Annotated in this window: 22 protein-coding genes; 10 read left to right on the top strand and 12 right to left on the bottom strand. The window is 60.1% G+C overall.

Features of this window, described 5'->3' with window-relative positions; all coding sequences use genetic code 11:
• Positions 1–74: 74 nt before the first annotated feature.
• The 6 genes from VL598_RS08240 to VL598_RS08215 all read right to left on the bottom strand — a co-directional run bounded on the left by VL598_RS08240 (position 75) and on the right by VL598_RS08215 (position 6462).
• Positions 75–1253, bottom strand: a complete 1179-nt coding sequence (locus tag VL598_RS08240; RefSeq protein WP_325326213.1) for an ABC transporter permease — start codon at positions 1251–1253, stop codon at positions 75–77.
• Positions 1250–2395, bottom strand: coding sequence for an ABC transporter permease (locus VL598_RS08235; protein ID WP_325326212.1), 1146 nt, complete (start codon positions 2393–2395; stop codon positions 1250–1252). The genes VL598_RS08240 and VL598_RS08235 overlap by 4 nt, the downstream gene beginning before the upstream one ends.
• Before the next feature lie 20 nt (positions 2396–2415).
• Entirely contained in the window at positions 2416–3111 is a 696-nt protein-coding gene (locus tag VL598_RS08230; protein ID WP_325326211.1) for an ABC transporter ATP-binding protein, read from the bottom strand.
• 47 nt (positions 3112–3158) lie between these two features.
• Complete coding sequence (locus VL598_RS08225; RefSeq protein ID WP_325326210.1) at positions 3159–4403, bottom strand: efflux RND transporter periplasmic adaptor subunit; 1245 nt, start codon at positions 4401–4403, stop codon at positions 3159–3161.
• A gap of 43 nt (positions 4404–4446) precedes the next feature.
• Complete coding sequence (locus VL598_RS08220; protein WP_325326209.1) at positions 4447–5988, bottom strand: efflux transporter outer membrane subunit; 1542 nt, start codon at positions 5986–5988, stop codon at positions 4447–4449.
• Positions 5989–6171: 183 nt separating this feature from the next.
• Entirely contained in the window at positions 6172–6462 is a 291-nt protein-coding gene (locus VL598_RS08215; protein WP_325326208.1) for a hypothetical protein, read from the bottom strand.
• A gap of 508 nt (positions 6463–6970) precedes the next feature.
• Here VL598_RS08215 and hpf point away from each other — a divergent pair.
• Positions 6971–7321 (top strand): ribosome hibernation-promoting factor, HPF/YfiA family, encoded by a 351-nt coding sequence (gene hpf / locus VL598_RS08210; protein ID WP_325326207.1) that lies wholly within the window; start codon positions 6971–6973, stop codon positions 7319–7321.
• Between the two features lie 87 nt (positions 7322–7408).
• Here the strand turns inward: hpf and VL598_RS08205 are convergent, their stop codons facing one another.
• Both VL598_RS08205 and VL598_RS08200 read right to left on the bottom strand, forming a co-directional pair.
• Positions 7409–8584, bottom strand: coding sequence for a GGDEF domain-containing protein (locus VL598_RS08205; RefSeq protein WP_325326206.1), 1176 nt, complete (start codon positions 8582–8584; stop codon positions 7409–7411).
• A 456-nt stretch (positions 8585–9040) separates the two neighbouring features.
• On the bottom strand, positions 9041–9607 hold the full coding sequence (locus VL598_RS08200) for a TetR/AcrR family transcriptional regulator (protein ID WP_325326205.1): 567 nt from the start codon (positions 9605–9607) through the stop codon (positions 9041–9043).
• Between the two features lie 218 nt (positions 9608–9825).
• Between VL598_RS08200 and VL598_RS08195 the strand changes: the two genes are divergently transcribed.
• The 5 genes from VL598_RS08195 (at position 9826) to VL598_RS08175 (ending at position 14337) form a co-directional block, all read left to right on the top strand.
• On the top strand, positions 9826–11061 hold the full coding sequence (locus tag VL598_RS08195) for a Tm-1-like ATP-binding domain-containing protein (RefSeq protein WP_325326204.1): 1236 nt from the start codon (positions 9826–9828) through the stop codon (positions 11059–11061).
• Complete coding sequence (locus tag VL598_RS08190) at positions 11048–11878, top strand: phosphoenolpyruvate hydrolase family protein (RefSeq protein WP_325326203.1); 831 nt, start codon at positions 11048–11050, stop codon at positions 11876–11878. The genes VL598_RS08195 and VL598_RS08190 overlap by 14 nt, the downstream gene beginning before the upstream one ends.
• Positions 11879–11920: 42 nt before the next feature.
• Positions 11921–12367, top strand: coding sequence for an SRPBCC family protein (locus tag VL598_RS08185; RefSeq protein WP_325326202.1), 447 nt, complete (start codon positions 11921–11923; stop codon positions 12365–12367).
• A gap of 267 nt (positions 12368–12634) precedes the next feature.
• The gene (locus VL598_RS08180; RefSeq protein ID WP_325326201.1) at positions 12635–13780 is read left to right on the top strand and encodes an L-dopachrome tautomerase-related protein; all 1146 of its coding nucleotides are present in this window, start codon (positions 12635–12637) and stop codon (positions 13778–13780) included.
• 86 nt (positions 13781–13866) lie between these two features.
• Positions 13867–14337: a hypothetical protein gene (locus tag VL598_RS08175; protein ID WP_325326200.1), complete on the top strand. Its 471-nt coding sequence runs from the start codon at positions 13867–13869 to the stop codon at positions 14335–14337.
• A 143-nt stretch (positions 14338–14480) separates the two neighbouring features.
• On the opposite strand, the gene VL598_RS08170 is transcribed toward VL598_RS08175, so the two are convergent.
• From VL598_RS08170 to VL598_RS08160, 3 genes are all read right to left on the bottom strand, one after another.
• On the bottom strand, positions 14481–14666 hold the full coding sequence (locus VL598_RS08170) for a hypothetical protein (protein WP_325326224.1): 186 nt from the start codon (positions 14664–14666) through the stop codon (positions 14481–14483).
• A 211-nt stretch (positions 14667–14877) separates the two neighbouring features.
• Positions 14878–16140: an NYN domain-containing protein gene (locus VL598_RS08165; protein ID WP_325326199.1), complete on the bottom strand. Its 1263-nt coding sequence runs from the start codon at positions 16138–16140 to the stop codon at positions 14878–14880.
• 87 nt (positions 16141–16227) lie between these two features.
• Entirely contained in the window at positions 16228–16524 is a 297-nt protein-coding gene (locus VL598_RS08160; protein WP_325326198.1) for an acylphosphatase, read from the bottom strand.
• A 211-nt stretch (positions 16525–16735) separates the two neighbouring features.
• On the opposite strand from VL598_RS08160, the gene hpnA reads away from it, so the two are divergent.
• Both hpnA and VL598_RS08150 read left to right on the top strand, forming a co-directional pair.
• Complete coding sequence (gene hpnA / locus VL598_RS08155; protein ID WP_325326197.1) at positions 16736–17746, top strand: hopanoid-associated sugar epimerase; 1011 nt, start codon at positions 16736–16738, stop codon at positions 17744–17746.
• Between the two features lie 134 nt (positions 17747–17880).
• Entirely contained in the window at positions 17881–18378 is a 498-nt protein-coding gene (locus tag VL598_RS08150; RefSeq protein ID WP_325326196.1) for a hypothetical protein, read from the top strand.
• Positions 18379–18477: 99 nt separating this feature from the next.
• Here the strand turns inward: VL598_RS08150 and VL598_RS08145 are convergent, their stop codons facing one another.
• The gene (locus VL598_RS08145; protein ID WP_325326195.1) at positions 18478–19647 is read right to left on the bottom strand and encodes a glycosyltransferase; all 1170 of its coding nucleotides are present in this window, start codon (positions 19645–19647) and stop codon (positions 18478–18480) included.
• Positions 19648–20108: 461 nt separating this feature from the next.
• Here VL598_RS08145 and ispH point away from each other — a divergent pair, with 461 nt between their 5' ends.
• Both ispH and hpnH read left to right on the top strand, forming a co-directional pair.
• Positions 20109–21053, top strand: a complete 945-nt coding sequence (ispH, locus tag VL598_RS08140; RefSeq protein WP_325326194.1) for a 4-hydroxy-3-methylbut-2-enyl diphosphate reductase — start codon at positions 20109–20111, stop codon at positions 21051–21053.
• A 10-nt stretch (positions 21054–21063) separates the two neighbouring features.
• On the top strand, positions 21064–22215 hold the full coding sequence (hpnH, locus tag VL598_RS08135; protein ID WP_325326193.1) for an adenosyl-hopene transferase HpnH: 1152 nt from the start codon (positions 21064–21066) through the stop codon (positions 22213–22215).
• Positions 22216–22243: the final 28 nt, after the last annotated feature.

Genomic DNA, 22243 nt, shown 5'->3' with positions numbered 1-22243 from the left:
TTGATTGCGAGGTGGGCGAAGCCGTTATTCGCGCTTATTTTTGGCAACGATGAGCGGACCTCGTCCAACATTCGTCAACTCGCTCGCAACGCCACAGCAATCGGCAACTGAGCAGCACGAATCGCAGGCATTAGCCCTCCCAGCATGCCGACCAAGCAAGCCATGATCACGCCGGCCGCCACCAACGGCGCTGTCACCGTCAGATGAAAGACCACCTGCGTAAAACCCGCTGCAAGCGTATTCACCGTGTTCCCATCGAAAAACAACCACGCCGCAGCAGAACCCATCACACTGCCGATCAATGCGAGCAGCATTGCCTCGGCCAGCACAGAAATGACGATCGGCAATCCACCGAAGCCGATTGCGCGCAACGTGGCGATTTCGCGCGTGCGCGTCGAGACCGCCGTGTACATGGTGTTAAGCGCGCCAAAGCATGCACCGAGCGCCATGATGCCGCCGACAAAATACGCCAGCAAATTGAGCAGCTTTGACAGATTGCGCGACTGTGCCGCGTAATAGTTCGTTTCGCGCTCCACGCTGACCTTCAGCGTCGGGTCGGTCGTCAATGCAGCTTTGAAGCGATCGAATGCTTGCGGCGACTCGAGCATCACCGACACCGATTGGAACAAGTTGCGCCGGTATGCGGAAAGCACCGTCTCGACATCGCCCTGCAACTCCGATTCGTGTGCGTCGCCGCCACTCTCAAAGATGCCGACGACCGTCCATTCGGAGTCGCGAAACGCAATACGGCTGCCAAGATCGAGTCCTTTGAATTGCGCGACAGCCGATTTGCCCACAATGATCTCGCGTACCGCGGGCCGATACATGCGGCCTGCGATCAGACGCGCCTCGGGGCGCAGCGCCCGAGCATTCGCACCGACTCCGCGCAACGTGACATTCGCGTCCGCACCGTCTTTCTTTTGTGGCAACGCAACGATCACAACGGCTTCGGCCGAAGCGATCGGACGGCCTGCCGAGTTCTTCTGGATCCCGGGTGCATCCATGATCGTCTGCGTGTTCTCGCGCGAGATCGTGCTGGCGAGTTCGGCCTCGGAACCCGCGCGCAGCACGAGCGCACGATCGACACGTGCCGTCCCCTTGAGCGTTTGCGTGAATCCTTCTGCCATTGCAAGCACCGAGATCATGACGGCCACCGTCACGGCAATCCCGATCACAATGACCCATGCGGTACCGATGCGCTGTGGCAAGCTGCGCAGGTTCATGATGGTGACGGCGACGATCTGCTGGATCATGAGCGCAGTGCCTCCGCAATGACGAGCCGCTTTGCGCGCCACGCCGGGATGATTCCGGTGGCGGCGGCGAGTATGGCGGCAATCGCGACGCCTTCGACGACGACAGCGAGCGGCATGGTCACAACGCCGAGCGTGTCGCGCAGCAGAGGAAATAAAAACTGCGCAATCGCAAGCCCCAAGGACGCCGCAACCACGCAGACGGCGAGCGCCTGTACCAGCACCAGCACAAGCACGCGGGTATCGCTGAATCCGAGCGTCTTCATGACAGCGAGCTCGGGCACCTGCTCACGCACTGCCTGCATCGCCGTGCTGCCAACGGCGAAGAGCAGCGCAAAAAAAACGGCAATCAAAATGTAGGTGACGATGAGATTGATGTCGGCAATCTGCTTGAGGAACGCCTGCTGGAACTCCTTTTCGGTCTGAGTCTTAGTTTCGTTCGGCGAGTTCGCAAAGCGTCTGTCGATCGTCGCGGCGATCTGGGCGGATTGGCTCGGATCGTTGAGTTGGACAACATACCACCCAACCGTGCCCTTGCCGAAACTTCGCGCTTCATCGAAATAGGCGTAGTTGAAGAACATGGCGTCCTCGCGCGTCCGGTTCGACGGTTGCTCATAGATGCCGACAATGTCGACATCCCAGTCGGAACTGCCATCGGACGCTTTGACCCAAATGGTGGAGTGCAACGGGATGCGATCGCCTATCTTCCATTGATATTTTTCGGCCAACCCCGCACCGACGATCACGCCGGTGCGCGTCTTTTTCAAAGCATCGATCTGCGCTTTCGAAACCACGACCTCGGGATGCGCGGGAAACTCAAGATCGGGCTCGACGGGAAATGCCGCAATCAGATTCTTGGGATCCTGGTAATACGGCCCAAACCAGGACTCGTGCGAGACGATCGCAACGCCCGGAATCGATTCGAGCTGGGACAGATACGAATACGGCAGGCTTTCTGTCAACGAAATCTTGTTGGTGACAATGAGGCGGTTCACGTTCGAGCGTTCGATCACTTCTTGAAACGCCGCGTTGATTCCCTGCAGCATGCCGAACAAGAGAAAAGCGATCACGATCGACATCAGCGTGAGCGAAGTGCGCAGCTTCTTGCGCCATAACATCGCCCACATCAAGGGGACGTATTTCATTGCGCCGCTCCACTCGGATGTCAGGCCTCAGTCTTAACCGGTTCGTCGGCAAGCTTGCCTTTGTCGAGATGCAGTGTGTGCGTGGCAAAATCGGCCGCCTTCTGGTCATGCGTCACCATGACGATCGTCTTGCCGTACTCGCGATTGAGCAGCTGCAGCAGGTGCAGAATTTCGTCCGCTGTCGTGCGATCGAGATCGCCTGTCGGCTCGTCGCACACGAGCAGCTTTGGATCCGAAACAAGCGCACGCGCAATGGCAACACGCTGCGCCTGTCCGCCCGAGAGTTCGGAGGGCTTATGCTTCATGCGGTCCTCGAGTCCGACCACCGATAGCACGATGTGCACGTTGCGCTTGCGTTCGTGCCTCGTCAACGATGTCAGCAGCAAAGGCAATTCGACGTTGCGCTCCGCACTCAACATCGGCATGAGGTTGTAGAACTGAAAGACAAAACCAACGTTATTCGCACGCCAGCGCGCAAGCCGGCCTCCCCTGAGATGGTCGATGCGTTGGCCCGCAACACTCACTTCGCCCGATGTCGGATGGTCGATGCCGCCGATCATGTTGAGCACCGTCGTCTTGCCGGAGCCTGACGGTCCCATCAGCGCGACGAAGTCGCCCTCCTTCACGTTCAGGCTCAGGTTATGGAGGACTTCGACGGTCTGCTTGCCGCGTAGATAGCACTTCGTGACTTCATGGAGAGAAACCATCGCACTCATGCCCTTGCTCCCTCGTCGAGGTGTTCACGCGACCCGCTACCGCCATCTCAACGCTCCACGACCTTCACGCGCGCTCCGTCAGTCAGCTTCGATAAGTCGCCAACGGCTACGCGCTCGCCCGGCGACAGTCCAGACCGGACAGTCTGTCCGTCATCGCCGCGTGTCCCCAGTTTGACCACACGACGCTCCACCTTGTCCTCATGCACGACGAAGACAACACCCGTCTCACTGTCAGAGCCAAGCTGTACAGCATCTGGCGGCAGTAAAACATTTGATGAGGATGCGCCTGCCGACGCGTCGCTTTGGCCGAGGAACGACACGCGAGCGCCCATCTCGGGAAGGATACGCGGATCGCGCGATTTGAACCCGACGCGCACCTTCACCGTCGCCTTGCTGCGATCCGCTGTCGGCACCACGGCGATCACATAGGCTGGAATCGGCCAATCCGGATACGCGTTGAGCTTCAATACCGCGGGCTCATCCGTATGAACCCGGCCGATGAAGTTCTCGCTGACATCGACCTCGACCTCGAGCGAATCCATATCGACCAGCGTGCAAATGCCGGTCCGTGTGAATCCGCCGCCGGCCGACAACGGAGAGACGATTTCTCCCGGCTGCGCGCTCTTGGTTGTCACGACGCCCGCAAAAGGCGCACGCACGATCGTGTCGTCCTGCTCTCGCTGCGCCACCTGAAGCGCAGCCTGCCGCACGGCCAAATTGCCCTTCGCAACACCAAGGTCTGTCTGCTTTGCATCGTAGTCCGCTTTGCTCGCGTCAAGCGCCTCCTCGCTAATCACGCCGGCCGCGGCCAATCGTTGATTGCGGCGATAAATCGGTGTCACGTTTTCGGCCGCCGCTTTCGCCTGGATTAGCGTCGCTTCGGCCTGCGTGACGGCGGCCCTAGCCTGCATCACTGCGGCGACTGCATTCGTATCGTCGAGCGTCGCGACGACCTCATTCTCCTTGATGCGCTGGCCCTCTTCGATGAATACCTGTGCGAGCTTGCCGGTTATTTTGGCGGACACCGTTGCCTGTCTACGCGCGACGACATAACCCGATGCATCGAGGATCGAGGGGGCGGCACTGCCCGTGCCCGCAGGGCCAAGACGGGCGAGCGCCACCTTCACCACGGGTGCCGCCGAACGCAATGCAATGTATGACGTAATGGCGCCCACGAGAGCCAGGCCGAGTAGGCCCGCTATCCACCACCGTCGACGCCCCTGCGTTACCTCCGGAGCGCGTTTATCGCGGTCGATGCGCAATTGGCGCAACAACTCCGATTTATCCGTCATCGATAGGTCCCGTTATCGAATGAACTGGCGCCTCACGTTCTCGTTATTGATGCCAAGGAGGCGATGACATCTTGTCTTCCGGAAGATCCCATTGTCCGCCGAGCGCGAGAAAGAGCGCCGCGGTGTCCTGATAGCGCGCTGCCAGTGCCTGTACATAGGCGATGCGCGATCGCTCATACTGCTGTTGCGCGATCAGCAGTTGGAGATTGTTCGCACCGCCGAGGCCAAAGCGTTGCTCGATCAGCCGCACGCTATCGGCAGCAGCCGTCTGCGCGCGGTATTGCGCGTTGAGGGTCTTTGCGTCGTTGTCGAGCGCGCGCAGCGAATCGGCAACGTTTTTGAACGCGAGCAGCACAGTTTGCCGATATTGCGCCAATGATTGGTCATAGCGCGCGATCGCTGCACGCCGGTTAGCGTTCAGGCTGCCACCCTTAAAAAGCGGCTGCGTGATGTTGCCTGCAAGAGAAAAGACGGAACTCGAGAGCAGGGATCCGAGCGTCTCCGCCGAGTTTCCAAAGCTCGCGGATAGGGCGATTTGCGGCAGCATATTCGCAGTCGCGACCCCGATTTCGGCGCTGGCCTGATGCAATTGCGCTTCGGCGCTCCGAATATCGGGCCGTTGCCGTACCACCTCCGACGGCAGCATCACCGGGATGTCGCTCGGCAAGCGCAACGCAGCGAGATCGAGCCCCGATTGCCCGTGTTCGGCGGGCGGCTTCCCGAGATAAACAGCCAGCTGACTGCGCGCCATCGCCTGCTGCTGATTCAATGGCGGCAATGTGGCCTGGAGCGACGCAAGGTTGGACTCCGCTTGCAGCACGTCAGCGCGCGCCGCCCCACCGAGCTCGAACTGCTTTTGGGTGAGTTCGACCTGCCGCCGAGCCGATTCAATCAGATCGTTCGTTGCATCGATTTGCGCATGCAGCGAGGCTTCGAGCAGCGCGGTAGTAACAACGTTCGCCGCCAGTGTTTGACAAGTCGCCTCGAGTTCTTCGCGCTGAAAATCGCGCGCCGCCTCCTGCGCCTCAATGCCACGGCGCACGCCGCCAAAAACATCGAAGTTGTACGACAGATTGACGGACGCGTTGAAAAGCGTGAAGAGGAACGTTCCAAATTGGGGAAACCCCTGGCTCGCTCCGCTGATTTTTTGTCGCGACACGCCCGCGGTGCCGTCCAACGACGGAAAAAGTGCACCGCGCTGCGCGATAACCTGCTGCTGCGCGGCGCGCAACGCCGCTTGTGCCGACGCGATCGTCGGACTATTGCCGAGGGCTTCCTCGACAAGTCCATCGAGCTCGCGCGAACCGTATGCGGTCCACCAGCGCGATTCGAGTACCGCATCCGAGCGGAACTGTTGAGCTTCGCCGCCGGTAACGGGGGTCGCCTGAGTCTGCTGCGGCAGCGGCGCAACGGTTAAGGCATGCGCAACGGGCGGCGCGGGCTGCTCGAAGTCCGGCCCCACGGCGCAGGCCGCGAGAACAACGGCGCAGCCCGACGCGAGCCATGTCCGACACGACCGGTTCCGCTGGATGAATTCGCTCGAAAACCGGGATACCACTCGACACTTTTTGTCGTTGTGATCCATGTTCGTCTCGACAGCTATCCATTCCTTTTGTGCCTTCTTTTACGCCGGGGTGAAGACGGCTACCGTGGCGCTGCGATGCGGCAACGAGTATAGCGCCGGCACAGCAGCGCTGGGCTGCCCTTGCATGTATCGATCATGCAAGGGCGTCGACACGATATGAATTTATCTCGACACCGCTCGCACTCAGGCGTCACCGCCCTCTTGGGCGAGCGCTTTCCCTAGCAACTCATCCAATAGGCCCGTCATACCCTCGGGATGTGTCGCGGCGCGTTCCTTCAGCACCCTCACCAACTCGCCGTCGAGCTTGCAGGCAAACGGCACGAGTCCTTTTGCCTGATCCAGCTTGCGCTGCTCGCGCCGGTTGGCTGGCCCCTCGGTTATGCCCTTGCCGAAGCGTTCGGAGTGCGTCTGCTTCATCGAGTGCGTCAACTTGAGTGCCTTGTTCTTTTCCAAGTCGGTTTTCTTCATTGCCATGAGACAGTGTCCTACAGTCGAAATCGGTGAGGAACGCATTGTACGCAGTGCACGCGTGCTTTTCGCATTAGGCGTGGCGGCCGTCAAAGTGTTCGTTTCTCGATCCTCGTACCTCGGGCCATTCTGTGCGGATTGGTTCCGACCCGAATCCCGACACCCAACTCGAAAGCGCGCTTTCTCTATGCGTTCAAGCATCCAAAGGTATGGATGCGCTATGCCCACGGAGGACTGCATCGACCGTTCGTAGCATGGTTTCGTCGATGGCCTCCGTCTATCTTGATTTACATGGTCCTTTCGACTTTGCCCGAACGTCGGTCCCAATGGTTCCCGACAGCCCGACCGCCGCGCACGGATATCGCCGCGAAGGCACAGAGGGTGGAAGCTGTTTCGCCGCGCGCAGCGTAGCGACAAGAGTCGGCAAGAGGCCTCGAGCGGCTGACCGCACGTGGCACAGCTTTGCACGCGGGTGGGTTGCCTGTGGGATGGTTCCTTTTCATTGCAGGAAGTCATGCACCTCAAAATCAGTGGACGCGATCTCGAGCTCACTTCGGGACTGCGTAAATACACGGTCGCGAAACTCGAGCGGGTCTTGCGACGTTTCGATAACGTCACCGAAGTGAAGGTTTTGCTGTCGGTCGACGACTATAGGCAGACCATTCAGTGCGCCGAGGTCTACGTTCAAATGAACGGCCGAGGCGTCTTCGCCGAAAGCTCTAATGAGGACCTTTACGTTGCAATCGATTCGCTGGCCGAGAAGCTCGAAAGGCAGGCTGTACCGCACGATACTCGTGCGCAAGCCTCTCATCGCGACGCTGTCACATTTCGTTCGATGAGTATGGCCTTGTTCGCAAAATTTTAGGATTGCTAAGAAACTGGCTTGGGGGCTTTGGCACAACGCGCGGCTCGGGGAAACAACGCCGCTATTGCTTTGCTCGGATCGCCATCATCAGGCGACTGTGGCGAGTACCGTCGTCTGCGCCAACTCAAGCCGATTACCGCCAAGCGACTTCGCGCTGTATAACGCCTGGTCGGCCGCTGCCAACAGATCGGCAAGCGCGAGCGCTTCGCTTCCTGACTGCGCCAAGCCGATGCTGACGGTGGCACGTATCTCTACGCCGCTCACCCTGTGAGAGACCGTCTCAGCGAAACGTCTAGCGACGGCCTCGCCCAACTCTCTGGCGCGCAGGCTGTCATGGTCATGCAGCAAGGCAGCAAACTCTTCGCCGCCGATGCGAGCAAGAATCGCCGCCGGTCCCACCACGCTTTGGACAATTTTCCCAAAGGATTTAAGGACCTCGTCCCCCGTCTCGTGACCGTATCGATCATTGATCGCCTTGAACTGATCGAGGTCGAAGGCAAGAATTGAAACCGGCCGAGGTACGCCGCCATCGTGGATGACGCGTGCGCCCTCTTCAAAAAACCACCTGCGATTGCCAAGACCGGTCAAAAAATCGGTTTGCGATTCAAGCAAGAGCTGACCATGGGCTTCGTCGCGAATGATTCTCAAGAGAGCCATCGGCAAAACGACGGAATACAAGACACCCTCGTACATCGTGATTTTGCCAACTGCCGACAGCATGCTTGGCCCATACAATGTCACCAACGCAGGCAAAACAGCTGTTCTAAAGACATAAAAGATCGCATGACCGCCCGACACTATCGCAGCGATATACCGCGATTGCACCCACTTCATTCCGTCGATACGAACTAGCTCCCGAGCCGTCATGCCGCAAGCCACCACAATTGGAATCGAACTCACATAGCTCCAAACGGCTTCTTGCCACCGCGCGCCGCCAACCGCCCACGTGAGCGCCATGACGAGAAGCATGCCCACCGAACCGGCTCGGTATTGCCGGCCGCTCAAAGATGCGACACCGTGCAGGATTAACAGGTAGCCGGTGATAAAGAGGAGATTACCTATGGCCGCCCCGATCGCACCCGGCAGATCACGACGCAATAGTGCCGCCACACAGCCCACTGCAAGCGTGGCGTATCCCGCCGCGAGTATCGTCAATTCTCTCCTGCGCCCAGGATAGATTCGACGCTCCCACAACGTCATTCCGCAACTAACAAACAGGGTGCCTACCGCAAGAAGATAAAGAGTAAACAGATCGACATGCATTGCTGACGTGGCCGGTTTACGCTGGTTTACGCCGGCGCATCGCGGCGGCTGTCCCATTTTACGCAGAAAATTACGACGGCATGACGATTGCCACGCTTCGTTGGAACATGCATTTGGTGGAGACTTACGCTTAAGGCCGGTCTAATCAATCGGCACGTCAACATAATGGCACAGGAAAAAAATCGAGGTGATAGGATGTTTTAATTTCCATAATTGGGTGTTGCCCCCCGCCGCCTTGACGTTGTCGACTGGAAAACGCTGATGTAATCGTGCTTGCACTGATCGTCTACTATCTTGTGCTCTACAAGTTTGGTCCACTGCCGGCACGGTGCGAATAGATTTTCGCCCCGCAAAGTCCGCTGCTTTTCCATGAGGAGACGAGGATCGATTTCCCATTCGCGTGTTAAACCCTTTACAGGCGAACAACCTCCGGCTGGACGCACGCGTCGAGCGAATCTAACCGTCGGTGCGCGCGTGTTGCAGTATCGCCTGTGCAGTCCAGCGCACGGTCCGCAGAATTTCTTCGAATTCGAGGTGCCAGATGTCCTTCAGTACGAGAAAGACTTCGGTGCCGTAAATCAGTGACAGCGCTTGCAATAGGCGCTGGAAACGCGCCTCGCCGAGCTCTTCGCGCAATGGACCGGCTGCGGAACTGAGCAGCTCGATGCGATGTCCGCGCACCAGGTGTTCGTCGTTGCCGCTTTGGGCCGCACGAGCCTGCGCACCTTGCTGCAGCGATACCAGTATCGCCGCACGCAGTTGCACCTCGTACTGCTCCATGCGGGGAAAAGCATGGAGCAGCAGTTCGTCGACACGGCTGACTGCATCTTTCGATTCGGAATTCCATTCGAGGATCGGCCCGAGGCTCTCATCGACAACGGCTGCAACAAGCGCGCTTTGAGTCGGGAAGTAACGATATGCAGTGGCGCGCGATACTTCTGCGGCCTCGGCAAGCTCGGCCACCGACGGCGTCAGGCCGCGCGCCATCATTTCCATCGCCTTGGCAAGCAGCATGCGCCGCATACGAGCCCGTGGTCCTCGCTGGGCCACGCCGGGATTTTCGTTCGCGACCGGACGTATCGACTGGACGGCGGCGCGTCGGGCTCTAGTCAATTGTTTACCCTGAATTTTCGACAAAAAGAGACGTGAGTCTCATCCTAATCCTATAGACTCTTCTTGTATCTTATGTCTTCGGGCTGAGAATTGCGACCATCAACAAGCCACTGTCGGACGCAAACAATATGACGCGCGATAAACAGATCTACTTGATCGGTACGTTTGACACCAAGGCCGCAGAGGCGCTTTATCTGCGCGATCAGATACGGCTCGCCGGTGCGCCGGTTATCACTGTGGATGTCTCGACAACCCCGGTTGGCGAAAGTGCGGACATTCCCGCGCGTGTTGTCGCCGAGGCGCATGCGGGTGGCCCCGCTGCCGTGTTCACGGGAGACCGGGGCACCGCGATAACGGCGATGATCGAGGCCTTCAAGCGCTTTCTGGCGAACCGCGACGATGTCGGCGCTGTGATCGGCCTTGGCGGCTCTGGCGGTACCGCACTCATTACCCCGGCGATGCGATCGCTGCCCGTAGGTCTGCCAAAGCTCATGGTGTCGACCATGGCGTCCGGCGACGTGTCTGCCTACGTCGGCCCGACCGACATCACGATGATGCATTCCGTCACCGACATCGCAGGGCTGAACCGTATCTCTCGCCGGGTGTTAGCGAACGCGGCCGGCGCGATTGTCGGCGCATTTCACCTGTCGCAGCGCTACGAAGAACCACCCGAATCGCGCGCGGCGGTGGGCCTCACTATGTTCGGCGTTACAACGGCGTGTATCCGCGACGCGTGTACAAACCTCGAGCCGGACTACGATTGCCTCGTGTTTCACGCTACGGGCGTAGGCGGCGCATCGATGGAGAAGCTCCTCGACGCCGGACTCTTGATCGGCCTGCTTGATCTCACGACGACTGAAGTCTGCGATCACTTGCTCGGCGGCATCCTGGCTTGTACCGATGACCGCTTTGGCGCTGTCTCACGAACGCGAGCGCCTTACGTCGGATCCTGTGGGGCGCTCGACATGGTGAACTTCGGTGCGCCCGACACGCTCCCGTCACAGTATCGCGGCCGCACGTTGTACGCGCATAACCCGCAGGTCACGCTCATGCGCACGAGCGCGGACGAAAATTCACGCATCGGCGCCTGGATAGGCGAGCGGCTGAACCGATGCCAAGGCGAAGTGCGCTTCCTTTTGCCGGAGGGCGGCGTGTCGGCATTGGATGCGCCGGGTCAGCCCTTTCACGATCCCGACGCCGACGCTGCACTGTTCGAGGCACTCGAACGCACCGTCTTGCAGAACGCGCATCGCCAGTTGTTGCGCGTGCCCTATCACATCAACGACCCACAGTTCGCCGCGCTGGCTGCCCGGCACTTCCGCGAACTGACCCAACTCGAGGATCGAAACCTTGCCACGTTTTGAACGAAAAGAACTACTGCAGAAATTCCAGTCGATGGTATCCGCTCGGCAGCCGATCGTAGGCGGTGGCGCCGGAACCGGCTTATCCGCCAAATGCGAGGAAGCGGGGGGAATAGACCTGATCGTGATATATAACTCGGGCCGCTATCGGATGGCGGGGCGCGGGTCGCTGGCCGGCCTGCTGGCTTATGGCAACGCGAACGAGATCGTGATGGATATGGCCCGCGAGGTACTGCCGGTGGTCCGCAATACGCCCGTGCTGGCAGGCGTGAACGGGACCGATCCATTTTGCAACTTTGACGCTTTTCTCGACGATGTACGGCGTGTGGGCTTTTCCGGCGTGCAGAACTTCCCCACGGTGGGCCTGATCGACGGGGTCTTTCGCGCCAATCTGGAAGAGACCGGCATGGGCTACGCGCTGGAGGTGGAGATGATCCGGCTCGCGCATGCCAAGGGACTGCTGACCACGCCCTATGTATTTGACCCGGATCAAGCGATCGCGATGGCGAAGGCCGGCGCCGATATCCTCGTTGCTCACATGGGACTGACGACAGGGGGCACGGTCGGCGCTGAAACAGCGATGACACTGGATGACTGCGTCAGCGCGATCGATCGTATCGCCGAAGCCGCGCTTCAGGTTCGCGACGACATGATCATCCTGTGCCATGGCGGCCCTATCGCGACCCCGCAGGACGCGCAGTACGTACTGCGCGCCTGTAAGGTCTGCCATGGCTTCTACGGTGCCAGTTCCATGGAGCGCCTGCCTACCGAAGTCGCACTGACAGCGCAGACGCAGGCGTTCAAGCAGTTGAGCTTTTAAAACCGGTTTTTGTCCGGCCTAACCACTTTTGCGAGGTCAACCGTGCCTAACACCATTTATATCAGTGACGTCATCAATGCTCCCATCGACGCCGTGTGGTCGATCATGCGCGACTTCAACGGAATGCCTGCCTATCACCCGGGGATCATCGGTAGCGAGATGGAAGCCGGCGCACGAGGCGACACCGTCGGCGGCGTGCGGCGCCTGGCCCTCGGGCCCGATGCGTACGTGCGCGAGCAGTTGCTGATGCTCGACGACTTTAATCATGCATTCACCTACAAGATCATCGAAGGCACGTTACCGGTACGTCACTATGTGGCCGGCGTGCGGCTGTCGCGTGTGACGGCCGGCGAGCGCACCTTCGCCGAATGGTGGGCGGATTTCGAAGTGACCGGCGGCGCCGACCGCACGCACTGGATCGAACATATCGGCAACAATGTGTTCGGCGCCGGCTTTGCCGGCGTCGCGGCCAAGCTAAGCGCGGCGTAACTGCCGCCCTGCTCGTCATTGCGGCGCTCAAGGGAGCCGACCCAAGCCGTGCTTTTTCGGCGCGGCTTTTCAACGACTTTCGAGCGGCGGCGCGAGGACAACATGGGGCATGGGTGCGCTATTTAGTGGGCGCCTGTATCGCCCCAAATGGGCGACACCAACATGCTGCTTTTCGAGGGCTTTGGGGCCTGTGGCCGCCGCTAAACCCCACATTGCCTACCGATTTGCAGTCTCAACCAGGAAGCTATCTAACAACGGAGACACGAAGTGAAAATATCGAAGCTTTCAAGAATCGCTCTGCTCTGTGCTGTCGTTGGCGCCAGTATCTCGCCGGTTTTATCGGCCCAGTCGCAAAGCGACTACGGCCCCCCTCTTGAAACCGTCAAGACATTCGACACGTTCAAGCTCGTTGGCATTGGTGTGTCTCATGAAGGCCGCGTCTTCGCCAGCGCACCCGCAGCCCAGTCCGGGGACAGGCTCGTCGAAGTCAATGCGCAAACCGGCGCCACCACCCCGTATCCCGATCAGGCCTGGAACACTCCCGGCACGGATACAGAGCATGAGTGGGCGGTCCCGCAAGCGATGTGGGTAGATAAAGCTGATCATCTGTGGGTGCTCGATTCCGGGCGCGTGGTGCTGGCGGGCGCGGGTTCGGGCGCCAAGCCCAAACTGGTTGAATTCGACCTCAGCAACAATAAGGTAATCCGCACCTATGGCTTCGACGGCATCGTTGCCCCTACTGACTCCCTCAACGATCTGCGCATTGACCTCGGTCATGGGTACGCGTACCTGACCAACGTCGGCAATCGCGGTAGCCTCGTCGTGCTGAACCTTAAGACCGGCCAATCGCAGCAGGTTCTGGTCGGCGAGCGCTCGACCTTTGCCGATCCCCACGAGCATCTGATGATCGGTGATCAACCTGCGCAAACAAACGATGGTAAGCAGGTCGCGATCCACGCCGACGGCATCGCGCTCTCTCCGGATGCCAAATGGCTCTATTACCGGCCGCTAACCGATCACAACTACTGGCGCGTGCCGACCAGCGCCTTGATCGACGCAAAGCTGTCCCCCGCTCAACTGTCGCGCCAAGTGCAGTATCTCGGCTCGGCCGAACTGACCGGCGGTTTGATCATGGACCAACATGGGACGCTCTACGGCGGCGATCTCGAACACAGCACCGTCGTTGCGCTCGACATCAATCCTGCAACACACAAGGTTAAATCGCACCTCTTCGTACGCGCTCCCGGGCGACTTTCGTGGGCGGATGGCTTCGCTATCAGCCAAGGTTATCTCTACATCGCAGATTCGCACCTCTGGGAGGTGGCATTCAAGAATCATCTGCCGCGTTCAGGACCGTTCACCATATTCAGGGTAAAGCTGCCCGCAAGCTCTGGTCTTAATGGGCTTGGCTGAAGGGAGAGCCGACGTCAACCGCTGCTCGTGTAATCCGTTAGGGATCTTTCGCATGCTGTTTCAATTGCCTACGAGAAGATCCCTACATGGCTCACAAAGTATTTCTTTTTTCTCTTCTCGCATGCCTGAGTGCGCCGGGTTGGGCGGCCGATCTGCCCAACCCGTCATTGACACCGGGCGCCGTCAACGGCGCAGTAACGCAAGCGAATATCGAGCAGACCATCTGCGTTCGAGGCTATACCAAAGGCATTCGCCCTCCAGCCCACTACACCAATCGGCTCAAGAAGGAGCAACTAGCCGAGTACGGCTACCCCGACGTAAATCCCAAGCATTACGAAGAAGATCATTTGATTCCGTTGGAAATCGGCGGTAATCCCACCGATCCTCGCAACCTATGGCCAGAGCCGCGACTGTCGCAGTACAGCGCGAAAGTAAAGGATGCGTTGGAAAACCGGCTTCATCGGCTGGTTTGCAGCGGTCAAGTCCCTCTTCTGCAAGCGCAAGAAGAAATTGCGACCAATTGGATAACGGCCTACAAGAAATACGTCAATCGATAGGCCCTTACCTTCCAGGCGTGGCCTGGCCGCCAACCCGTCATCGATCGAAACACGAAAGGCATCGTGGCGCGCGAGGGGTCTTCCAACGAAATAGCAACCCGGCTCCTCGCTTCAGGCATCACCGGGAGTCGTTCTCATCAGTCTCAGTTGAACGGACGGCCGGCAATTTGCTCGTAGACGATCGTGCCGTCGTCGGCATCGAACCGCTCGACATAGTTGCGCGCACCACACATCGCGCAACGGAATAGCAATCCTTGGCCTTCGTCCTTGATGACAACGTCGGCCAGTTCCCATTGCGTGCCGCAGCTTTGATTTCTACAAGTAAACACGGTCATGTTCTCACTCCATGGTGTTTCGCACCCTCGCTGACACAAGCGAAGCTGATGCGTTGCGCGAGCCACCCCACGTGTCGCACGAATCATGGACGCGATGTGGCGGTTCGCTGGTTATTGCGTCACTGCAGCAGGCCAGAGAAAACATCTCGCGCGAGCAAGCGCGAAATGTCATGGCCATGTAGCAGCGCTTTGCACGCGCATTACCTCATCGTCCGGAGCCTTCAGCCGCAGTCTTGCTTGAGCGGCGAGCCCGCGGTGCCGATTTGCGCGGCACCTTCGCGGCCTTGGTGCTGGCCGCCGAATCTGCCGATGGTTCGGCCACGGGCGACACCTCTTCGGGCCGCGGCTGTGTAATGAGCGCGTCGACTTTTTTCGCGGCGGTTTTGCGTCCGCGGCGAGGCGCCGACGCCTTCTCAATCGGTGCTTCGATTGCCGTCTCGCGTTCGGTCCCCGATTCAACGACGACGGGCACAGGCGCTTCCAACGCCACCACCTCCGCAACCCCGCTCGGCTGCGGGGAGACCTGCTTGCGCGCGTTGCGGCTCGTGCGGCGGCCTCGATTGCCGGTGGATTCTGCGGTGGGTCCTGTATCTTTGCTGACTGAGGCTTGTGATTCCGCTTGCTTAACCGACTCCGCGGTTGAGGCTTGGACGGCGCGGTAGACAAACGCGCCGGATTTGTCGTCGCGGCCCACTTCCAGCAGACCACGCGATTGGGCTTCGTCAAGCACGTTACCGAACGCGCGAAAGCCGAAGTAAGACTCGTTGAAGTCGGGCTTGCGCCGCTTGATTGCGCTTTTCAGCACCGACGCCCATATCTTTCCGCTTTCGCCACGCTCGGCGGCAAGTGCCTCGAACGTTTCGACGGCGATCGCAACGGCTCGCGTCCTGCGTGCTTCAAGCTCTTCTTTCGGCTGCTTGTCTTCATCGGCCGAACGCTTCGGACTGACGTTCGCGTCACGCGACTCGCGTTTTGCGATCGTGCGCTGCTGCTCGCGTACGAGGTCATCGTAGAAAATGAATTCGTCGCAGTTGGCAACCAAAAGATCGGACGTCGACTTTTTCACGCCCACGCCGATGACTTTCTTCGCGTTTTCGCGCAGCTTCGAAACCAGGGGTGAAAAATCGGAGTCCCCGCTGATAATGACGAAAGTATCGACGTGCGATTTCGTGTAGCAGAGGTCGAGCGCGTCGACGACGAGCCGGATATCCGCCGAGTTCTTGCCCGACTGGCGCACGTGCGGGATCTCGATCAGTTCGAAACTCGCCTCGTGCATCGCCGACTTGAAACCTTTGTACCGGTCCCAGTCGCAATAGGCTTTCTTGACAACAATACTGCCCTTCAGCAGGAGCCGTTCGAGAACCGGCTTGATGTCGAACTTCTCGAACTTCGCATCGCGAACGCCGAGCGCGACGTTTTCAAAGTCGCAAAAGAGCGCCATGCTGACGCTATCTTGAGGTGAGGCCATACATTCTCCAGCCGATGTGGCGCAACGTGTTGTGTATTTGAAAGCGCACAGAATCCAGATGCCCCCGCGAGCTGCGGTCAGCCAAGCTCAATGCTGCTCGAAACGGGCGAAGCGCTTCTCGATAGCGCGTTCCTCGCTAGCGCAATCGGTGACGCGTGCAGCGGGCGGCCCTCGGCGCATCCACTCGAGCATCCGGTCGACCTGATTGGCCGCACCTTGCAGCATGGCTTCGACCGAACCGTCAGGCAGGTTCGCGACCCAACCCGTTACGCCTAGCTCATGCGCGCGTCGCACCGTTGCGTGGCGGAACCCGACGCCTTGCACCATGCCGCGTACTTGCACGTAGTACGTCTCGATCCTCGTATTCAAATCAGGGTCCGTCATTGCTCTTCTCCCGCCCAACGCATTTTCGCCAAGCCGGCATTGTAGTCGTCCTTCGCTCAAGGGCGAGACGACATGCCAACAGTGCGTATGAAGAAAAAGCCGCAGCGCCGGCTATCGTTTCCCTGGCGTTTTCCACCGGGCGTTTAGAATCGCGTCACTCGATGCGGCACAGTGCGCCGCATCGCTTTGCAACGGATAAGGAAACCCACTGATGACCGCCACATCACGCGATCTCGTGCTCGTTACGGGCGCATCGGGATTCGTCGGCTCGGCCGTCGCGCGTATAGCGCTCGAACGCGGCTTCGCCGTGCGCGTACTCGTTCGAGCGACGAGCCCGCGCAAGAACGTCGAATCGCTCGACGCGCAAGTCGTCGTCGGCGACATGCGCGACGAAGCATCGATGCGCAACGCTTTGCGCGGCGTACGCTATCTCTTTCACGTCGCGGCCGACTATCGCTTGTGGGCCCCCAACCCAGACGAAATTGAGCGCGCCAATCTCGAAGGCGCCGAGGCAACGATGCGCGCCGCCCTTGCCGAGGGTGTGGAGCGCATTGTCTACACGAGCAGCGTCGCCACGCTGAAGGTAACGAGCGAGGGACGGGTCGCCGACGAAACGATGCCGCTTGCGCCCGGCGAGGCCATCGGCGTTTACAAGCGCAGCAAAGTGCTTGCCGAGCGCGCCGTGGAACGCATGATCGCGCAGGACCGCCTGCCGGCCGTCATCGTCAATCCTTCGACACCGATCGGCCCGCGCGATGTGCGCCCGACGCCGACGGGCCGCATCATCGTCGAAGCGGCGCTCGGCAAGATTCCGGCATTTGTCGATACGGGACTGAACCTCGTGCATGTGGACGATGTGGCCATGGGGCACTTGCTCGCGCTGGAACGCGGACGCATCGGCGAGCGTTACATTCTTGGAGGCGAAAACCTGCCACTGCAACAAATGCTTGCCGACATTGCCGCGCGCACTGGCCGCAAGCCGCCGACGATCAGCCTTCCGCGCTGGCCGCTTTACCCGATCGCTTTCGGCGCCGAGTGCGTCGCCAAAATAACGAAACGCGAACCGTTCGTCACCGTCGACGGGCTGAAAATGGCGAAGAACAAGATGTATTTCAGCTCCGCCAAGGCCGAGCGCGAGTTAGGCTACCGCGCCCGCCCGTACCGGGAAGGTTTGCATGACGCGCTCGACTGGTTCCAAGAGGCTGGTTATTTGAAGGCGTAAATCGACGTTGGACCGAACGTGGAGCGCAACGCGATGAAGGGTCCCGTGCCAATTTGTTACAACCTCGATCGGCACGGCAGCGAGATAAATCCCGCGCACCGGTAAAATCGCGGAATCTTCAGGAAAGAACGCGCATGAACCTTCAAGAACAAATCGGGGCACTCGAAGCCAGCATCGACGAGCTCAATGAGCTTAACCAGCTCGCGCAGACCGCTCTTGCCACGACAGTTGAACGAGAGCCGGCTGAACCCGACGCAGCCCCTGATTCGGCCCCTGCCGCGGTTGAGACGCCTGAACCGCACGACGAAACCCCCACGCTGCGCGTGGGCCGTCCCTCCCAAAACGAGCTGACGTTTTCCATCGGCTCGCAGACCGTCACGCTGCACCCACAGCAGCTCGGCCAGCTGATCGAGGAGCTTGCCCATGCGCGCGCGTCCATGTTGCCGGAACCGCCAACCACGATCACGCCCGGCTGGCGCTTTGCGTCCACGAAAAACCCCGTGATGGCTGTGCAAAAGCAGGGCAATGGCGACCGGCTGCTCCTCGTCCGCCATACCGGGCACGGCTGGGTGCCTTTCACGTTTTCGCCAGACATGGTCATCCAGCTTTACATGATGTTGTCGCAGGCATAACAGCGGCTCGCGCTTGATCTTGCGCCACCGCCACCCGTTGCGCTTGGGGTTGCGCTCGGTTGCTTGATGGCGCCACATCAAGCGCCATCAAGCCGATTTTCAGCGATCCTGCACAGGTGCCTGCACACGCGCCTTCCATTGGCCGCCTTTGCCGCGCCAATACCGGATGGCTGACGCCCACGTGGCGCCGACATAAAAAAGCGCAACGAGCGGCAATACGGGGGCCCAATAAAGCGAGCGGCCGTAATAGCGAAGCATCGGTGCGTAGGCACAGCACATTGCAGCCCAGGCAAGCCAGGCCGGCCAGCCTGGCGCTCCGAGGGCGAGCGCGACGACGGGCGGCACGAGGTAGATGACGGTCATACCAGCGAGCGTGCCTGCCAGCAGCAACGGCGAATAGTGCAGCTGCGTAAAGGCGGTGCGCGCGATCATGTTCCAAATCTCGCTCGCGCTGTCATAGGGACGCAGCGAAACGCTACGCTCGGCGACATCGAGGCGAATCCGATGACCGCCCACTCCGCGGTGTTTGATGCGTGCGGCCAAGCTGCAGTCGTCAATGAGCGCCGCGCGGATCGATTCGATGCCGCCTGCTTCCTCGAGCGCCGAACGCGCAACTAGCATGCATCCGCCAGCCGCAGCAGCCGTCTTGTTGCGCGGATTGTTCACCCAGGCGAACGGATACAGCTTGGCGAAGAAGAACACAAAGGCCGGGATCAGCGCTTTCTCCCAAAACGAGTCGCAGCGCAGACGCACCATCAACGAAACCAGATCGCGTTGCTCTTCGCTAGCGCGCGCAACAAGCTGGGTGACGGCATCAGCGGGATGCCCGATATCGGCGTCGGTGAGGAGCAGGTACTCCGCACTGAGACCGAGCGTTGACACTGCGGCGATTCCCTGCGATTGCGCCCACACCTTGCCCGACCAGCCCGCAGGCAGCGGCTTGGCGGAGATGACGCTGAGGCGCTCGGCGCAACCGAGAGCGAGCGCCGCGCTCCGAGCGGCATCGGCCGTGCCATCGGTACTGTGGTCGTCCACCAGTATCACGTGAAAATCGCCGCGGTAATCCTGCGAAAGCAGTGAGCTGAGCGCCTCGCCGATCACGTCGGCTTCGTTGCGCGCAGGCACGACCGCAACGACGGCCGGCCACTGCCGCGGCTCGACGGCAACGGGCGCTGCCGGCCGCGTACGCCAGAAGCCGCCGCGTGCCACGAGAAGAACGCACCAGATCGCCAGCGAAATCAGCGACAACCAGAAAAGCACCGCCGTCATGTCCGCTCCTGCGCCGCGTGGTGACTCATCGCCTGCCGGCAGTCGGGTGTGCCATGCGACAAGGGCCGCGGCATCGACGATGCGATTGCCACGCAAAATGGATCGGAGCGGTCGTTGCGCATCTCGCGCGCTCGGTAATGAGACGGGGGCATCGGCAAAGGAAATGAAAGGGTTGCGGCGAAACCGCTTAGTTTACTGGGTCGGCGACGATTACGCCGCGCTGTCTCGCGCGCAGCGCTCGGCGGCGCGCGCCCGCTCTGTAGGCAAGAGCGCAACACTGAACACAGCATTTGCTGCGTGCGCAAAGCGCTTGCGTCCCGATCGCGTTAGAATGCGCGTCTGGATTCAGATTTACCAGCTTTCACGCCCGCTTTTAATAATAGTTATGGTTGGGTCAGGGCGATCAACGAGCCGTCTCTCGTCGGCTCCGATACCCCGATTCAGTCGGAGTTCGACAGAACATGCGAGTCATCCTTGCTCAACCCCGTGGTTTCTGTGCGGGGGTCGTCCGTGCGATCGAGATCGTCGATCGTGCGTTGCAGCGCCACGGCGCGCCCGTTTATGTGCGCCATGAGATTGTGCATAACCGGCACGTGGTCGAAAACCTGCGCAGCAAGGGTGCGCAATTCGTCGAAGAACTCGATGAAGTTCCGCACGGCGCCGTCACGGTGTTCAGCGCGCACGGCGTTGCGCAAAGCGTCGAGCACGACGCGCAGACACGCGGGCTCGATGTGCTCGATGCCACGTGCCCGCTTGTCACGAAGGTTCACGTCCAGGGACGTCAGTATGTGGCCGCTGGCCGCACGCTGATCCTGATCGGTCATGCAGGGCATCCCGAGGTGGAAGGCACGATTGGGCAGATTCCCGGCAAGGTGCTGCTCGTTCAGAGTGAAGCCGAAGTCGCCGCGCTCGATTTGCCCCTGGACACGCCGCTCGCCTACGTGACGCAAACCACCCTGTCGGTCGACGATACGCGCGGCATCATCGATGCGCTCGTGCGCCGCTTCACCGACATCGTCGGCCCCGATACCCGCGACATCTGCTATGCGACGCAAAACCGTCAGGCGGCGGTTCGCGAGCTCAGCGAGCACGTCGACGTTCTGCTGGTTGTCGGGGCAACAAACAGTTCCAACTCGAACCGACTGCGCGAGATCGGCGCCGAAAGTGGCGTCCCCAGCTATCTCGTTGCGGACGGCACCGAGGTCAAGTCCGAATGGTTCGCCAACGCGCAGACGGTTGGCATTACGGCGGGTGCATCGGCACCCGAGGAAATGGTCGAGCACGTAATCAGCGCACTGCGTGCGCTCGGCCCTGTCGAGGTGACAACGATGGCCGGACGCGAAGAGAAGGTCGAGTTCAAATTGCCGTCGAAGCTCGCCGAGCCCGCCGCTGCACGCCAAGTATAAGGAGGTCGCTTTGTCGATTCCGCTTTTGCAGAAATTCCGTGTCGGCGCGTATATCGCGCGACAACACCTGTTCGGTAATAAACGCTACCCGCTCGCGCTCATGCTCGAGCCGCTCTTCCGCTGCAATCTCGCATGCAACGGCTGCGGCAAAATCGATTACCCGGACCCGATCCTGAATCAGCGGCTTTCTGTCGAGGAATGCCTTGGCGCCGTCGATGAGTGCGGGGCGCCAGTCGTCTCCATCGCAGGCGGTGAGCCGCTCCTGCACCGAGACATGCCAGAAATTGTGCGCGGCATCATCGCGCGCAAGCGCTTCGTCTATCTCTGTACGAATGCGCTGTTGCTGGAAAAGAAGATGGACGACTACAAGCCGAGTCCGTATTTCGTCTGGTCCGTTCATCTGGATGGTGACAAGGCGGCGCACGATCACTCGGTGTCGCAAGAAGGCGTCTATGACAAGGCCGTGGCAGCGATTCGCGAAGCGAAGCGCCGCGGCTTCCGCGTCAACATCAACTGCACGCTCTTCAACGATGCAGAGCCCGCACGCGTGGCAGCTTTCTTCGATACACTCGGCCCGCTGGGTGTGGACGGCATCACCGTCTCGCCCGGCTATGCCTACGAGCGTGCGCCGGACCAACAACACTTCCTCAACCGCGACAAGACCAAGCAGCTCTTCCGCGAAATCTTCAAGCGCGGCAGCCGCGGCAAGAATTGGTCGTTCAGCCAATCGGGGCTCTTCCTCGATTTCCTCGCGGGCAATCAAACCTACCACTGCACGCCGTGGGGCAACCCCGCGCGGACGGTGTTTGGCTGGCAGCGTCCCTGCTATCTCGTCGGCGAAGGCTATGTGAAGACCTTCAAAGAGCTGATGGAGGAAACCGATTGGGACGCCTACGGTACGGGCAACTACGAAAAGTGCGCCGACTGCATGGTGCATAGCGGCTTCGAAGCAACGGCCGTGATGGATACGGTCGCGCATCCGCTCAAGGCGCTGCGCGTCAGCCTGAGCGGTCCGAAGGTCGAAGGCGCATTTGCGAAGGATATTCCGCTCGACAAGCAGCGCCCTGCCGAGTACGTGTTTTCACGACACGTCGAGATCAAGCTCGAGGAAATTCAGCGTACGTCCAGCACCAAGAAGGCGCAGCCGGCCGCAGCGCATTGACGCGCCGCGAGGTGAAAGCGGTCAGGAA

The organism is Trinickia sp. (genome assembly GCF_035492435.1).
In the GTDB taxonomy this organism is placed as follows: domain Bacteria; phylum Pseudomonadota; class Gammaproteobacteria; order Burkholderiales; family Burkholderiaceae; genus Trinickia.
Note: the sequence above shows the minus strand (reverse complement) of the source record. Positions and strands in the feature narration are given on the sequence as shown.

Coding starts and splice junctions, on each gene's coding strand:
- VL598_RS08240 (WP_325326213.1), bottom strand. CDS start 1,253: ATGATCCAGCAGATCGTCGCCGTCACCATCATGAACCTGCGCAGCTTG.
- VL598_RS08235 (WP_325326212.1), bottom strand. CDS start 2,395: ATGAAATACGTCCCCTTGATGTGGGCGATGTTATGGCGCAAGAAGCTG.
- VL598_RS08230 (WP_325326211.1), bottom strand. CDS start 3,111: ATGAGTGCGATGGTTTCTCTCCATGAAGTCACGAAGTGCTATCTACGC.
- VL598_RS08225 (WP_325326210.1), bottom strand. CDS start 4,403: ATGACGGATAAATCGGAGTTGTTGCGCCAATTGCGCATCGACCGCGAT.
- VL598_RS08220 (WP_325326209.1), bottom strand. CDS start 5,988: ATGGATCACAACGACAAAAAGTGTCGAGTGGTATCCCGGTTTTCGAGC.
- VL598_RS08215 (WP_325326208.1), bottom strand. CDS start 6,462: ATGGCAATGAAGAAAACCGACTTGGAAAAGAACAAGGCACTCAAGTTG.
- hpf (WP_325326207.1), top strand. CDS start 6,971: ATGCACCTCAAAATCAGTGGACGCGATCTCGAGCTCACTTCGGGACTG.
- VL598_RS08205 (WP_325326206.1), bottom strand. CDS start 8,584: ATGCATGTCGATCTGTTTACTCTTTATCTTCTTGCGGTAGGCACCCTG.
- VL598_RS08200 (WP_325326205.1), bottom strand. CDS start 9,607: ATGCGGCGCATGCTGCTTGCCAAGGCGATGGAAATGATGGCGCGCGGC.
- VL598_RS08195 (WP_325326204.1), top strand. CDS start 9,826: ATGACGCGCGATAAACAGATCTACTTGATCGGTACGTTTGACACCAAG.
- VL598_RS08175 (WP_325326200.1), top strand. CDS start 13,867: ATGGCTCACAAAGTATTTCTTTTTTCTCTTCTCGCATGCCTGAGTGCG.
- VL598_RS08165 (WP_325326199.1), bottom strand. CDS start 16,140: ATGGCCTCACCTCAAGATAGCGTCAGCATGGCGCTCTTTTGCGACTTT.
- VL598_RS08160 (WP_325326198.1), bottom strand. CDS start 16,524: ATGACGGACCCTGATTTGAATACGAGGATCGAGACGTACTACGTGCAA.
- hpnA (WP_325326197.1), top strand. CDS start 16,736: ATGACCGCCACATCACGCGATCTCGTGCTCGTTACGGGCGCATCGGGA.
- VL598_RS08150 (WP_325326196.1), top strand. CDS start 17,881: ATGAACCTTCAAGAACAAATCGGGGCACTCGAAGCCAGCATCGACGAG.
- VL598_RS08145 (WP_325326195.1), bottom strand. CDS start 19,647: ATGACGGCGGTGCTTTTCTGGTTGTCGCTGATTTCGCTGGCGATCTGG.
- ispH (WP_325326194.1), top strand. CDS start 20,109: ATGCGAGTCATCCTTGCTCAACCCCGTGGTTTCTGTGCGGGGGTCGTC.